This window comes from Pseudomonas sp. GL_090, assembly GCF_057837765.1.
In genome coordinates this window covers 2,991,466-3,005,781 of the sequence record NZ_CM174452.1, presented here as the reverse complement: position 1 = coordinate 3,005,781, position 14,316 = coordinate 2,991,466, and the positions used below count along the sequence as shown (strand labels likewise).

Here is a 14,316-nt window from a genome sequence, read left to right as displayed (position 1 = left end):
TCGACAGGAGCTTTTTTGATGTCTGAGATCCTTGGCCACAACTACATCGGCGCAGCGCGCAGCGCCGTCGGCGGCATCATCCTGAACAGCCATGACGCCAGCACCGGCGAAGCACTGCCCTACTCTTTCGTGCAAGCCACTGCGCAAGAAGTCGACGCGGCCGCCCAGGCCGCTGCAGCCGCCCATCCAGCCTTTCGTAATTTGCCGGCGACGCGCCGGGCGGAGTTCCTTGAAGCCATCGCCGCGCAACTGGATGCCCTGGATGACGAGTTCGTTGCCCTGGTGACCCGTGAGACCGCCCTGCCCAGCGCCCGGATTCAGGGCGAGCGCGGGCGCACCAGCGGCCAGATGCGTCTGTTCGCTCAGGTCCTGCGTCGGGGCGATTTCTACAGCGCGCGCATCGACCGTGCCCTGCCGGAGCGTCAGCCGCTGCCACGGGTTGACCTGCGCCAGTACCGGATTGGCGTCGGCCCGGTGGCCGTGTTCGGCGCCAGCAATTTTCCATTGGCCTTTTCGACTGCTGGCGGCGATACCGCAGCGGCCCTGGCCGCCGGTTGCCCGGTGGTGTTCAAGGCCCACAGCGGGCACATGGCAACCGCCGAATGCGTGGCCAATGCGATCCTGCGCGCCGCCGAGCAGACCGACATGCCCAAGGGTGTGTTCAACATGATCTACGGCGCGGGTGTCGGTGAAGCGCTGGTCAAGCACCCGGCGATTCAGGCCGTCGGGTTCACCGGCTCGCTCAAAGGTGGCCGTGCCCTTTGCGACATGGCCGCCGCACGGCAACAACCCATCCCGGTGTTTGCCGAGATGAGCAGCATCAATCCAGTGTTGGTATTGCCCGAAGCCTTGCGTGCGCGCGGCGAGAAAATCGCCGGTGAACTGGTGGCATCGGTGGTCCAGGGTTGCGGGCAGTTCTGCACCAATCCGGGGTTGGTCATTGGTATTCGCGCCCCTGAATGGACGGCGTTCACTGCACGACTCAGCAACCTGATGGCCGAACAACCGGCGCAAACCATGCTCAATGCCGGTACCCTCGGCAGCTATGAAAAAGGGCTGCGGGCCTTGCTCGAGCATCCGGGCGTGACACACCTGGCGGGCCACGACCAGCAGGGCAATCAGGCGCGGCCGCAACTGTTCAAGGCCGACGTCAGCCTGCTGCTCAATGGGGATCCGCTGCTACAGGAAGAGGTGTTCGGGCCGACCACCATTGTCGTTGAAGTGGCGGACAAGGTTGAACTGCGCCAGGCCTTGAACAGCTTGCACGGGCAACTCACTGCGACATTGATTGGCGAAGCATCGGATCTTCAGACCCATGCGGACCTGCTGATACTGCTGGAACAAAAAGTCGGCCGGGTACTGTTCAACGGTTACCCCACCGGGGTCGAAGTCTGCGATGCCATGGTCCATGGCGGGCCTTACCCTGCAACCTCCGACGCCCGTGGCACGTCGGTTGGCAGCCTGGCCATCGAGCGATTCCTGCGGCCGGTGTGCTACCAGAACTGCCCGGACGCCTTGCTGCCCGACGCCTTGAAAAACGCCAACCCGCTGGGGATTGCACGGCTGGTGGATGGCCGCAGCCAACGCGACCCGGTTTAACAACACGACCTTCTGTGGGAGCGAGCCTGTTCGCGATGGCGGTGTGTCAGGCGATGTGGATGCTGGATGTACCGGCCCCTTCGCGGGCAAGCCCGCTTCCACAGGTTCAGTGGCTGTATGCAAAATCTGCGAACTACTCAAATTACTGTGTGCGAGCCTGCTCGCGATAGCGGTATGTCAGTCGACGAAAATGTTGAATCTGATGCCCTCATCGCGGGCAGGCTCGCTCCCACAGGAGTGGGCGCACCCATTCCATTCAAGCCAGCAGTGCTTTCAGGTCGTTGTACAGCGCCTCGGGAATTTGCACGCCTTCCACCAGGCTGCGTACCCGCGCCGCGTAACGTCGTTGCGACGGTAAGCGTGCGCCCTGCCCTTCAATGCCCTGGAACAACGTTTCGGCCCGGGCCAAATGTTCTTCAGTGGCGTCCCCCAGAAAGCGCCGAGGGTCCAGGGCGATGATCAACTCGCCATGGTACGGCGACGACTTGCTGCCCCCGTCGTAAGCCAAAGACTCGGCACTGGTCAGGTCACCAATCAGCGGCCCGGCAATCAACTCCACCATCGCCGCCAGCGCCGAACCCTTGTGCCCGCCGAACGTCAGCATCGCACCGCTGTCGAGCACCACGTTGGCGTCGGTGCTCGGCTGGCCTTGGGCGTCGACGCCCCAACCTTCGGGAATCGCCTTGCCGGCACGCCGGTGCAGTTCGATATCACCACGGGCAATCGCGCTGGTGGCGAAGTCGAACACAAACGGATCTTGCCCCGCACGCGGCCAACCGAAGGCAATGGGATTGGTGCCGAACACCGGCAATCGTCCTCCAGCCGGCGCCACCCAGGCGTGGCTCGGATTACACGCCAGTGCCACCAGACCGGCAGCCGTCAGCTGCTCGATCTCCACCCACAGCGCCGAGAAATGTACACAGCGGTTGATTGCCAACGCCGCAATGCCATTGGCCCGGGTTTTCTGCGCCAGCAACGGCAACCCCGCCTGAAACGCCAACTGCGAAAACCCACCGCCAGCATCCACCCGCACAATCGACGGCGCCTGGTCGATCACCTGTGGCTCGGCATCGGCTGACACCTTGCCGGCCCGCAGGGAATTGACACACCCCAGGATCCGGTACAAACCGTGGGAGGCGCAGCCATCACGTTCGCCAGCAAGCACCGTCGCCGCCACCGCTTGTGCATGGGCCAGATTAAAACCGTTGTGCAACAAGATCGATTCGGCCAACTTACGGGCTTCGATCAGGGTCAGTCGGATCATGGTCATCTCCTTGGGCAGACCGGTCAGAGTGGTCTATCCGAGGCGTCATGGCTTGATGGGTTTGGGCATTGGCGGTGACGAAATTGGCACAGCGCAGGCAGTCGCACTCCGTTAAATCAATGGCTGATGAGATCCAGTGTAGGAGCGAGCCTGCTCGCGATAGCCGCAACACGGTCCCAAGTCTGACTATTGCATCCAATGCAACACACAATTGTCATCAATCCAGTTGATGAAGACCGAACGCAAGGCGCAGGCTAGAGGGCTGGCTTGGGTCTTATATCATTCCGAATGATAGTTACCTTCGCCCCATTCGATTCGTGAGATCCAAACCCGCCGCGCATCATTCGCCAATCTCAACACATTGGCGGATGCATCCATGGAACAGTCACTCAAACATTTGCGCTTCCCGTTGGCTCTGTTGGCCGTAATGGTGATCAGTGCGTGCGGCAAGGCCCCGGAATCCGCCGCCAGCATGCCAGCGGCCAAGGTCAGCGTGGCCAAGGTGCTGGAACAACCGGTCAACGAGTGGGACGAATTCACCGGCCGCCTCGAAGCGCCGGAAACCGTCGAGATTCGTCCACGGGTCTCCGGCCAGATCGATGAAGTGGCGTTCACTGAAGGCGCCCTGGTCAAGAAAGGCGACCTGCTGTTCCAGATCGACCCGCGTCCGTTCCAGGCTGAGGTCCGCCGCCTCGAAGCCCTGGTTGCACAATCGCGCGCCAATGCGACCCGTAGCGAAAACGAAGCCCAGCGCGGCGAGCGCCTGCGCACCAGCAACGCCATTTCCGCAGAACTTGCCGATTCGCGTACCAGTGCCGCTCAGGAAGCCCGCGCCGCCGTCGGTGCCCTGCAAGCGCAACTGGACCTGGCCAAGCTGAACCTGAGCTTCACCCGCGTGACAGCCCCAATCAGCGGCCGCGTCAGCCGTGCGGAAATCACCGCCGGCAACCTGGTGACCGCCGATACAACCCCGCTGACCAGCGTGGTCTCCACCGACAAGGTGTACGCCTACTTCGACGCCGACGAGCGTGTGTTCCTCAAGTACACCGAGCTCGCTCGCCAGGGCAAGCGCGGCGCCACCACCCCGGTCTACATGGGCCTGTCCAACGAGGACGGCAACCCGCACCAGGGCGTGATGAACTTCGTCGACAACCAGGTCAACCCCAAGACCGGCACCATCCGTGGTCGCGCCGTGTTCGACAACAGCGACGGCAGCTACACCCCGGGCCTGTATGCACGCCTGAAACTGGTGGGCAGCGGCACCTACAGCGCCATGCTGATCAACGATGAAGCGGTCGGCACCGACCTGGGCAAGAAGTTCGTGCTGGTGATGGATGCCGACAACAAGACCGCCTACCGCGCGGTGGAGCTCGGTCCGAAAATCGAAGGCCTGCGCATCGTGCGCAACGGCCTGAACAAGGACGACACCATCATCGTCAAGGGCCTGCAACGGGTACGCCCTGGTTCACCGGTCACCCCTGAAGTGATTCCGATGGCCAGCGAACAAACCCTCGCGGCACTCGCACAACAACGCCAAGCGCTGGAAGCCAGCAACCTGCCTCAAGTCGCGCCTGCCAGGGTTGCGCCGGGCACGGCTGTGAAACTGGCTGCCACGACCCCACGCGGTTAAGGGATTTTTACGATGAATTTTTCCCAATTCTTCATTTCGCGGCCGATCTTCGCAGCGGTGCTGTCGCTGCTGATCCTGATCGCCGGTGCGATCTCGCTGTTCCAGTTGCCGATCAGCGAATACCCGGAAGTGGTGCCGCCGACCGTGGTGGTCCGCGCCAACTTCCCGGGCGCCAACCCGAAAGTCATCGGTGAAACCGTGGCCGCTCCGCTGGAACAGGCCATCACCGGCGTCGAGAACATGTTGTACATGTCCTCGCAGTCGACTGCTGACGGCAAGATCACCCTGACCATCACCTTTGCCCTGGGTACCGACCTGGACAACGCCCAGGTGCAGGTGCAGAACCGCGTGACCCGGACCGAGCCGAAACTTCCCGAGGAAGTGACGCGCATCGGTATCACCGTGGACAAGGCGTCGCCCGACCTGACGATGGTGGTGCACTTGACCTCACCGGACAAACGCTACGACATGCTCTACCTGTCCAACTACGCGATCCTGAACATCAAGGATGAGTTGGCGCGGCTGGGCGGTGTCGGTGACGTGCAACTGTTCGGTATGGGCGACTACTCGCTGCGTGTCTGGCTCGATCCGAACAAGACCGCTTCGCGCAACCTGACCGCCACCGACGTGGTCACCGCGATTCGTGAACAGAACCGCCAGGTGGCGGCCGGTGCCTTGGGTGCGCCCCCGGCCCCGAATGCCCAAAGCTTCCAGTTGTCGGTCAACACTCAGGGCCGTCTGGTTTCCGAGGAAGAGTTCGAGAACATCATCATTCGCTCGGGCGATAACGGTGAAATCACTCGCCTCAAGGACATCGCCCGCGTTGAACTGGGTTCCAGCCAGTACGCCCTGCGTTCCCTGCTGAACAACCAGCCGGCGGTGGCGATCCCGATCTTCCAGCGTCCGGGTTCCAACGCCATCGAAATTTCCAACGAAGTCCGGGCGAAAATGGCCGAGCTGAAGAAGACCTTCCCCGAAGGCATGGACTTCAGCATCGTCTATGACCCGACGATCTTCGTTCGCGGCTCCATCGAGGCGGTGGTTCACACTCTCTTCGAAGCGCTGATCCTCGTGGTGCTGGTGGTAATCCTGTTCCTGCAAACCTGGCGCGCCTCGATCATTCCGTTGGTGGCCGTGCCGGTTTCGCTGATCGGTACCTTTGCCGTGATGCACCTGTTCGGCTTCTCGCTCAACGCCCTGTCGCTGTTCGGCCTGGTGTTGGCCATCGGTATCGTGGTGGACGATGCGATCGTGGTAGTGGAGAACGTCGAGCGGAACATCGAACTCGGATTGACCCCGGTCGAAGCGACCAAAAAAGCCATGGGCGAGGTAACCGGCCCGATCATTGCCACGGCGCTGGTGCTGTGTGCGGTATTCGTTCCGGCGGCGTTCATTTCCGGTCTGACCGGCCAGTTCTACAAGCAGTTCGCCCTGACCATCGCGATTTCCACGGTGATCTCGGCCTTCAACTCCCTGACCCTGTCGCCGGCTCTGGCCGCGGTATTGCTCAAGGGTCACGACGCACCGAAAGACCGTTTCTCCAAGGTGCTGGACAAGATTTTCGGCGGCTGGTTGTTCCGTCCGTTCAACCGCTTCTTCGAGAAGGCCAGCCACGGATATGTCGGCACCGTTGCCCGCGTGATCCGCTCAAGCGGCATTGCCCTGCTGCTGTACGCCGGCCTGATGGTCCTGACCTTCTTCGGTTTCTCCAGCACCCCGACCGGTTTCGTCCCCGGCCAGGACAAGCAGTACCTGGTGGCCTTCGCGCAACTGCCGGATGCCTCGAGCCTGGACCGTACCGAAGACGTGATCAAGCGCATGTCCGAGCTGGCGCTGAAACAACCCGGCGTGGAAAGTGCCGTGGCCTTCCCTGGGCTGTCGATCAACGGTTTCACCAACAGCCCGAACGCCGGCATCGTGTTCGTGACCCTCAAACCGTTCGACGAGCGTAAGGACCCGAGCATGTCCGCAGGGGCCATTGCAGGTGCCTTGAACGGCCAGTACGCGAACATCCAGGAAGCCTACATGGCGATCTTCCCGCCGCCGCCGGTACAAGGCCTGGGCACCATCGGTGGTTTCCGCCTGCAGATCGAAGACCGGGGCAACCTGGGCTACGAAGAGCTGTACAAGGAAACCATGAACATCATCAACAAGAGCCACAACGTGCCGGAACTGGCCGGCCTGTTCACCAGCTATACGGTGAACGTGCCCCAGGTCGATGCCGCCATCGACCGCGAGAAAGCCAAGACCCACGGCGTGGCCGTCAGCGACATCTTCGACACCCTGCAGATCTACCTGGGTTCGCTGTATGCCAACGACTTCAACCGCTTCGGTCGCACCTATCAGGTCAACGTCCAGGCCGAGCAACAGTTCCGCCTCGAATCGGACCAGATCGGTCAGCTGAAAGTGCGCAACAACAAGGGTGAGATGATTCCGCTGGCGACCTTCATCAAGGTCAGCGACACCTCGGGCCCCGACCGCGTGATGCACTACAACGGCTTCATCACCGCTGAAATCAACGGTGCGGCAGCCCCCGGCTACAGCTCCGGCCAGGCGGAAAAAGCCATCGAGAAACTGCTCAAGGAAGAACTGCCCAACGGCATGACCTACGAATGGACCGACCTGACCTACCAGCAGATCCTGTCCGGCAACACCGCGCTGTTCGTGTTCCCGCTCTGCGTGCTGCTGGCGTTCCTGGTACTGGCAGCTCAGTACGAAAGCTGGAGCCTGCCACTGGCGGTGATCCTGATCGTACCGATGACCCTGCTGTCGGCGATTACCGGGGTAATTGCTTCCGGTGGCGACAACAACATCTTTACCCAGATCGGTTTGATCGTATTGGTGGGGCTTGCCTGTAAGAACGCGATCCTGATCGTCGAGTTCGCCAAGGACAAACAGCTCGAAGGGATGAACCCGCTGGCGGCGGTCCTGGAAGCTTGCCGCCTGCGTCTGCGGCCGATCCTGATGACCTCCTTCGCGTTCATCATGGGTGTCGTGCCTCTGGTGTTCTCCAGCGGTGCCGGTGCCGAAATGCGCCATGCCATGGGTGTAGCGGTGTTCTCCGGGATGCTCGGGGTGACCTTCTTCGGTCTGTTGCTGACGCCGGTGTTCTACGTACTGATTCGTAACTTTGTCGAGCGCGGCGAGAAGCGCAAAGCAGCCAAGGCCACCCTGAAGCTGGAGTCGCACTGATGAGTTTGAAAGCCTTCCTGCCGAGCCTGCTGGTACTGGCGCTGAGCGCCTGTGCCGTGGGTCCGGACTACAAGACCGAAGCCCTTGAACCGGCCAACATCACGACCGCCACCGACGGTGCCGCCGGCCAGAAGAACTTTGACCGCTCGCGTTTCGAAGGCATCTGGTGGCAACAGTTCGAAGACCCGACCCTCAACCAGCTGGTGACGCAATCCCTGCAAGGCAACCGTGATCTGCGCGTCGCCTTCGCCCGCTGGAAAGCCGCACGGGCGATCCGCGATGACGTCAGCAACGACGCCATGCCGACCATCACCAGCCGCGTCAGCAGTGATCTGGGCAAAGGCCAGATTCCGGGGCAGACCACCGACCGGGTCAACAGCGAACGCTATGACCTGGGCCTGGACATGGCTTGGGAAATCGACTTGTTCGGTCGCATCCAGCGCAACCTCGAGTCGGCCAACGCCGAGCAACAGGCGTTCGAGGCCGACCTGTACCAACTGCAAGTCACCATGATTGCCGAACTGGTGGATTCCTACGGTCAACTGCGCGGCGCGCAGCTGCGGGAAAAAATCGCCCTGGCCAACCTGGAGAACCAGCAGGAGTCGCGCAAGATCACCATCAGCCTGCGTGATGCCGGCGTTGGCGATCAGCTTGACGTGGAACGGGCCGATGCGCGACTGGCGTCGGTCGAAGCCAGCGTGCCGCAACTGCAGGCCGAACAGGTCCGGCAGAAAAACCGCATCGCCACCCTGCTGGGTGAACGTCCGGACAAGTTGACCGTGGACCTGAGCCCGAAAGACTTGCCGGCGATCGCCAAGGCATTGCCGATCGGTGATCCGGGTGAACTGCTGCAACGCCGTCCGGACATTCGCAGTGCCGAGCGCCAATTGGCGTCGGCCACGGCACGTATCGGCGTGGCCAAGGCCGATCTGTTCCCGCGGGTCAGCCTCAGCGGCTTCCTCGGTTTTACCGCCGGGCGCGGTTCGCAGATCGGCTCTTCGGCGGCCAACGCCTGGGCGCTGGGCCCGAGCATCACCTGGGCGGCGTTTGACCTGGGCAGTGTGAAGGCCCGGTTGCGCGGTGCCGACGCCGATGCCGAAGGCGCCCTAGCGACCTACGAGCAGCAAGTGTTGCTGGCCCTGGAAGAATCGGAAAACGCCTTCAGCGACTACGGCAAACGCCAACAGCGCTTGATTTCGCTGATTCGCCAGAGCGAGTCCAGCCGCTCGGCCGCCGACCTGGCGGAAATTCGCTACCGCGAAGGCAACACCGATTTCCTCGTGCTGCTCGACGCCCAGCGTGAACGCCTGGCGGCCGAAGACACTCAGGCCCAGGCTGAAGTCGACCTGTATCGCGGCATCGTCGCGATCTACAAGGCCCTCGGTGGCGGCTGGCAGCCGGAGACGGTCGCGAGCAAGTAATACGGTTTTAAAGCGCTCCTTTGGTTGGCCGCAACCAACCAAATTCCTTTGCCCTGCGTCTCATTCGGTCGCGGGGCTTTTTTTGCCCTCAAAAACACCGCCTGCCCCATGTAGGAGCGAGCCTGCTCGCGATGGACGTCAACGATGACGCGACAAACCTGATTCGCCTCGTCGTCATCGAGTTTTTCGCGAGCAGGCTCGCTCCTACAGGGTTAGCGGTGTTCTTCGACGGTCACAGTGGCGGTCGTCCCCGCCCTCAGATTGTTTTTACCGGCATAGTCGCCATCGATCTCGATCCGCACCGGCACCCGTTGCGCCAGTTTGATCCAGGTGTAACTGGGGTTGATACTGGCCAGCAGACGGCCGCCCGGCAGGTTTTCCCGGTCGGCGATGGCGAAGGCAATGCTCTGCACTTTGCCGCCGAATGTCTCGCCACTCATCAACTCGATCCGGACCCGGTCGCCCTCCCCGATCCGCGGCAACTTGGTTTCTTCGAAGTAACCGCTGACATAGAACGATTCGCTGTCCACCAGCGCCAGCAAGGGGCCGCCGGCCGAGGCATAGTCGCCCTCCCGGGTCAGCAGATTGGTGACATAGCCAGTCACCGGAGATACGACATGGGTACGCTGCAAGTCGAGCTCGGACTGGGTCAAGGCCGCAATAGCCAGTTGCACGTTGGCCTGGGCCAACACCAGATTGGCCTGGTTACGCAGCAAGTCGGCCTGGGCCACCGACACATCGGTGGCGGCCTTTTCCCACTCTTCGCCGGAAATCGCCGAACGATCCTTGAGCGTGCGCCGGCGTTGCTCCTCGCTCTGACGTTGTTTGAGTAATGCTTCGCTGGCGATGATGGCCGCCTGGGCCTGGCCGAGCGAGGCTTTCGCCACCTCCACCGCGCGCCTGGCATGCTCCACCGCCAGGGTGTAACGCGCCGGATCGATCTCCAGCAGCGCCTGGCCTTTGTTCACATGCTGGTTGTCCTGCACGGCCAGGCTGACGATTCGCCCCGAAACGTCGGCGGACAAGGTCACCACATCGGCACGCACCCGGGCATCCCGGGTCCAGGGCGCGCGGGTGTAATGCTCCCAGGCGAACCAGCCCAGGACGAAGGCCAGCAGTACCACCGCCAGCGTCGTGAGTCGGGAAAGGATGTTCTTCATGACATCAGGCTCCCATGACCAGAATCAACGTGGCACAGACGCAGACGTACAGCGCGCCTTCGAACAACGCCTCGTGCCAGACGAACTGCAGCACGCCGAGGCGCCGCAACGTCCAGTCCAGCAGCAGGAAAATCGGCAGGCCCAGCAGCAGCGCCTGGGCAATCGGGGGCAGATAGGCGCCACCCACTTCCAGATCAATGGGCAAGGACGGGGACTCCTTCATCGCCTGAGGGTTGAAAGTAGCCGCGATAACGCTCGACGAACGACACAACGATCAACAGCGCCACACGCATGCGGAACACCGACCACAAGTGCTCATGGACATCGGTATGCAGAGCATCCAGATCGTCACCCAGAGTGTGCAGGCTATCAAGCACCTGCGCCACTTCGACCCCGGGCCGGCCGGCGACCAGCCTCCCCGTTTCCCGGACCGTCGAAAACAGGCGACTTTGCAGATCCGGGCTCAGCAGTGCGTTGTTCTGCCCCTGCTGCCTGAGCTGGTTCAAGGCAATACCCAGTGCCATGCAGGCCAGGCTGACTTGAAACAGCTCACGCGATTGTGGCTCCCGGGTCGCAGGCAGCAACCCCAGCATCATGGTCAGGCGATCAACCATGCGGCTCTCGAAGGCAAACTGCTGTTCATCGGTCGCCGAGGTTTTCAGCAAGGCGTACACCTGCTCGCCGTTCTCTTTGTGGAGCCGGCGCATGCGCAAGTCCGGCATGAACGGAAAGATCAGCGCGTAGACGCTCAACGCCAGCACGGTCGCGCAGGTATAGGCTCCGGCAAACTCGAACCACTGGATGGCAGTGTTTTGCCCAATCCCCAAGTTCAACGGGCCAAGCAACAAAAACGTCGTGAGCCCCAGGCCAATGCCGGTACCCGTGGTGGGCGGGCTGGCCAGCCCCACCGCGACGGCGTAGAGCAAGGGCGCCAGCAGCAAGGCAAGCATCTCGAAATTGCTGATCATCGGCACAAACATGAACTGAAGGAGCGCCGAGGCCACCAGTGCCAGCCCGAATCCCCTGGCATAGCTTTGGACCGCAATCAGTGGCCGGGGAAACGTTGACATCAGCGAGCACAGGATGCCCAACAGCACCATCCCGCCTCGGGCACCGTCCCAACCGGTTTCGATCCAGATCAGGCCGGCGATCAACAGCGCGCAAAAGGCCCGGACAGCGTTCATGGTCGCCAGGGTAAAGTCCAGGTGCAGCGGGTTTTCCCGCCCGCGATACACGCTGCTGGCCGGCCGCCCGCTCTGGATGGCATCGCTCAATTCCAGAATCTGCTCAAGCTGCTGCAACAGGCGCGCCTGCTCCCAGCGCAGCGACCAGGCCAGGGAACGCAAGGTGGCCGGCAGCGGCTCGGTCAATTGTTCGGCCCTGTAGGCCAGCTCATCAAAGCGTTGTTGCAGCGACGTGAAATGGTGGCGCTTTTCACTGGACAGCGAACGCCCCTCCCGCGCCAGTTCATCGAGAAAGGCCAGCTCTTCGGCGCGCAGCCGTTGAATTTCTTCAGGCAATTCACCTTCCCAGCGCTCGGTCAACAGCAGCCGCTGGTGGCGCAAGGCGGTCAGCCGCGCGGTCAAGAGCACCAATTGGTTGCCCAGCAGTTGCACCAGACCGTTGGCGCTGCGTAACCGTGGTGCATCGAAGTACATGTGTCGGCGCACACCCTCCAGGCCGCTGATCTGACCCAACAGTTGCATTTGCCGCTGCTGGAAGTCGGCTTCGCTCTCTTCAGTGCGGATGACGGCGCTGGCGTGGGTGGCCAGCAACCGGGTGATTTGATCGATCCTGGCGAAGTAATCCCGGGCCACGGCCTCCGGCCTGGCGGTGAGCAGGCTGACCACGCACACGCAGGCAACCGCCAGCAAGGTTTCGGTGAGGCGGGTCACCGCCAGCAAAAAGGTGCCGTCCTGATCGGGAACTGCCAACAACGCGATGACCACGGCGGTGTAGCCACTGAGCACGAATGCCCCGGAACTGGTGTAGCGCAACAGCGTGCCACCAGCGGTGCACAGCGCCAGCCACAGGGCCAGGGTGGTGATGAACGGCAACGGTGCCTGGGGAAATATCGCCATGATTGCCACCGCTACGACCGCCCCCATGGTGGTGCCGATGACTTGACCAAAGCTACGGGCCAGCACCATGCCGCCCAGTGGCTGGCTGATGATGACCACGGCCATGATCGACCACTTGGGCTGGTCCAGATCGAACAAAAACGCCAGGTACAGGGTCAACAACCCGGCCGTGATGGTTCGCAGGGCAAACAGCAACACCCCGGGCCCGGGGTTGAGCATGGCCTTGAAGTACTGCAACAACCCTTGCATGGGAACACTCGTCGAAACACCTCCAGCAAGCGTAGTCACTGCCACGGTGCCTCGACAGGTTTTGCTGTCGGCGCAGCTTGCCGGTCCATTGATTGTCGACTGAAGGGCTGTTCAACGGTTTGAATCGCGCGAGAACGTCGTCAAGGTTTGACTCAAGGCCCGGCCTGACCGAAGCTGGCAGCTTTTGCAAAAGCTTGTCAGCTTCCGGATTCCTGCATGCCCAAGTCCCGCCGCATTCTGTTTATCAGCGCCTTCGCCCTGCTCGTCATCGGCCTTGCGTGGTTCTCCCTGCGCGATACCACCCCGGTGGTTCCCGAAGCCATCCAGCATGGCTACAGCGAAGCGCTGGCGGCTGCCCGGGCCGGTCAACCGGGTGCCGCGCGGGTGCTCTATCAGCAGCTGGCCCGTCCGGACCTGTCCCCCAAACGTCGTATCTGGTTGCATGCCGAGCTGCCCAACTATCCAAGCTCGGTGGCCCTGAAGCTGGCGGATGCCGACTTGCAGAACGAGTCGCCCGACGTGCGTATCGCAGCGATCAGGAGCATTAGCAGTCTGGTACCGAACGGCCAGCGCAGCCTGCTGCTGGGGCCACTGCTCGATGACAGCGAACAAAGCGTGCGGCTGGCGGCGATCAACGCGCTGCTGGGGTTGTCCCCGGATGACCTGGGTCTGTATTTCGGGCCGCTGGAGCAAGCCATCGATGCCTGGGAGCAAGTGCTCGAGAGCGAGCCGCAGAGCACTGAAAACCAATACCAACTGGCCCGGCTGCACCTGCACAACGCCGAGCTCAAGGAGGCGCAACAGGCGCTGGACAACACCCTGCGCCTGGCGCCGGACAACCTGCCGGCGCTGGTGCTGCAAATCGAGGTGCTGGATAAACAGGGCCAGAACGACGCTGCCCGGCAACTGTTGGCCAGGCAACTGCAGGCACAACCCAATTCGGCCTACCTGCAACACGCGCTGGGGCTCTGGCTACTGCATCACGAGCAAAGCGAATTCGCCCTGCTCGGCCTGTCCAAGGCCGTTGAACTTGAGCCAAACAACCGGGATTACCGCTACGACCTGGCCACCACGCTGCACGGTGAACATGAGCTCGAAGCGGCGCAGAAACAGTTGCAGGAAGTCGTTCAGCGCCATCCGAACGATCGCAAGGCACGGGTGCTGCTGATCAATTACTGGAAGGAAAGCGGGCAGCTGCAAAATGTGCAGATCCTGTTGGCCCAACTCGAACAGATGAACCCCGATGATCCGGCGTTGCAACAAGGGCTTTGACCCCCGACTGAAATCCGCGTCTGAATGCTTACGAAAGCATGTCCTGCATCAGTTCCTGCAATTTATCCAGATCGAAGGGTTTTTCCAGGATCGGCGCCGTGCGGGTGATCGGGCTGTCGGTCTCACGGATTTCCTGGGCATAGCCGCTGATGAAAATCACCTTGAGTTCCGGTCGCAGCTTCACGGCGGGCTCGGCGATCTGCACGCCGGAGATTCCTCCGGGTAGGCGGAAGTCAGTGATCATCATGTCCAGGTGCGGTTTGCTCGCCAGGATTTCGAAAGCCTGTTCGCCGTTTTCGGCCTGCAACACGCGGTAACCCTCGCCCGACAGATAAGCGGACAGCACCATCAGAATCGAGGGATCGTCCTCGACGACGAGTACTACATCTTGTGCATCTTCGCTCATGGGAAGCCTTTGTTCGGTCAATTGCTGCTGATACGACCGTGG

The 14,316-nt window shown here is 61.9% G+C and carries 10 protein-coding genes; 5 read left to right on the top strand and 5 right to left on the bottom strand.

The window, feature by feature from the left end:
- Positions 1-18: 18 nt before the first annotated feature.
- Complete coding sequence (locus AC3ITA_RS13465) at positions 19-1,599, top strand: aldehyde dehydrogenase (NADP(+)) (RefSeq protein WP_489280591.1); 1,581 nt, start codon at positions 19-21, stop codon at positions 1,597-1,599.
- 256 nt (positions 1,600-1,855) lie between these two features.
- Here AC3ITA_RS13465 and AC3ITA_RS13460 read toward each other — a convergent pair whose 3' ends face one another.
- Complete coding sequence (locus AC3ITA_RS13460) at positions 1,856-2,863, bottom strand: Ldh family oxidoreductase (RefSeq protein WP_489280590.1); 1,008 nt, start codon at positions 2,861-2,863, stop codon at positions 1,856-1,858.
- Between the two features lie 376 nt (positions 2,864-3,239).
- Between AC3ITA_RS13460 and mexE the strand changes: the two genes are divergently transcribed.
- The 3 genes from mexE to AC3ITA_RS13445 are packed head-to-tail and all read left to right on the top strand — an operon-like array spanning position 3,240 to position 9,106.
- Complete coding sequence (mexE, locus tag AC3ITA_RS13455; RefSeq protein WP_095942206.1) at positions 3,240-4,493, top strand: multidrug efflux RND transporter periplasmic adaptor subunit MexE; 1,254 nt, start codon at positions 3,240-3,242, stop codon at positions 4,491-4,493.
- Between the two features lie 12 nt (positions 4,494-4,505).
- On the top strand, positions 4,506-7,685 hold the full coding sequence (locus AC3ITA_RS13450; RefSeq protein WP_489280588.1) for an efflux RND transporter permease subunit: 3,180 nt from the start codon (positions 4,506-4,508) through the stop codon (positions 7,683-7,685).
- Complete coding sequence (locus AC3ITA_RS13445; RefSeq protein ID WP_095942208.1) at positions 7,685-9,106, top strand: efflux transporter outer membrane subunit; 1,422 nt, start codon at positions 7,685-7,687, stop codon at positions 9,104-9,106. Before AC3ITA_RS13450 ends, AC3ITA_RS13445 begins: the two co-directional genes overlap by 1 nt.
- A 212-nt stretch (positions 9,107-9,318) precedes the next feature.
- On the opposite strand, the gene AC3ITA_RS13440 is transcribed toward AC3ITA_RS13445, so the two are convergent.
- The 3 genes from AC3ITA_RS13440 to AC3ITA_RS13430 are packed head-to-tail and all read right to left on the bottom strand — an operon-like array spanning position 9,319 to position 12,596.
- Complete coding sequence (locus tag AC3ITA_RS13440; RefSeq protein ID WP_095942209.1) at positions 9,319-10,266, bottom strand: HlyD family secretion protein; 948 nt, start codon at positions 10,264-10,266, stop codon at positions 9,319-9,321.
- Positions 10,267-10,270: 4 nt separating this feature from the next.
- Complete coding sequence (locus AC3ITA_RS13435) at positions 10,271-10,471, bottom strand: DUF1656 domain-containing protein (RefSeq protein ID WP_008001544.1); 201 nt, start codon at positions 10,469-10,471, stop codon at positions 10,271-10,273.
- Positions 10,461-12,596 carry an FUSC family protein gene (locus AC3ITA_RS13430; protein ID WP_489280586.1) on the bottom strand — a complete coding sequence of 712 codons (2,136 nt, stop codon included), beginning with the start codon at positions 12,594-12,596 and terminating at the stop codon, positions 10,461-10,463. Before AC3ITA_RS13430 ends, AC3ITA_RS13435 begins: the two co-directional genes overlap by 11 nt.
- 216 nt (positions 12,597-12,812) lie before the next feature.
- On the opposite strand from AC3ITA_RS13430, the gene AC3ITA_RS13425 reads away from it, so the two are divergent.
- Positions 12,813-13,868 (top strand): tetratricopeptide repeat protein, encoded by a 1,056-nt coding sequence (locus AC3ITA_RS13425; protein WP_095942211.1) that lies wholly within the window; start codon positions 12,813-12,815, stop codon positions 13,866-13,868.
- A gap of 28 nt (positions 13,869-13,896) precedes the next feature.
- Here the strand turns inward: AC3ITA_RS13425 and AC3ITA_RS13420 are convergent, their stop codons facing one another.
- Positions 13,897-14,274, bottom strand: coding sequence for a response regulator (locus AC3ITA_RS13420; RefSeq protein ID WP_095942212.1), 378 nt, complete (start codon positions 14,272-14,274; stop codon positions 13,897-13,899).
- Positions 14,275-14,316: the final 42 nt, after the last annotated feature.

Excerpts from the sequence above, each read along its gene's own strand:
- AC3ITA_RS13465 (WP_489280591.1), top strand. The coding sequence starts at position 19 with ATGTCTGAGATCCTTGGCCACAACTACATCGGCGCAGCGCGCAGCGCC.
- AC3ITA_RS13460 (WP_489280590.1), bottom strand. The coding sequence starts at position 2,863 with ATGATCCGACTGACCCTGATCGAAGCCCGTAAGTTGGCCGAATCGATC.
- mexE (WP_095942206.1), top strand. The coding sequence starts at position 3,240 with ATGGAACAGTCACTCAAACATTTGCGCTTCCCGTTGGCTCTGTTGGCC.
- AC3ITA_RS13450 (WP_489280588.1), top strand. The coding sequence starts at position 4,506 with ATGAATTTTTCCCAATTCTTCATTTCGCGGCCGATCTTCGCAGCGGTG.
- AC3ITA_RS13445 (WP_095942208.1), top strand. The coding sequence starts at position 7,685 with ATGAGTTTGAAAGCCTTCCTGCCGAGCCTGCTGGTACTGGCGCTGAGC.
- AC3ITA_RS13440 (WP_095942209.1), bottom strand. The coding sequence starts at position 10,266 with ATGAAGAACATCCTTTCCCGACTCACGACGCTGGCGGTGGTACTGCTG.
- AC3ITA_RS13430 (WP_489280586.1), bottom strand. The coding sequence starts at position 12,596 with ATGCAAGGGTTGTTGCAGTACTTCAAGGCCATGCTCAACCCCGGGCCC.
- AC3ITA_RS13425 (WP_095942211.1), top strand. The coding sequence starts at position 12,813 with ATGCCCAAGTCCCGCCGCATTCTGTTTATCAGCGCCTTCGCCCTGCTC.
- AC3ITA_RS13420 (WP_095942212.1), bottom strand. The coding sequence starts at position 14,274 with ATGAGCGAAGATGCACAAGATGTAGTACTCGTCGTCGAGGACGATCCC.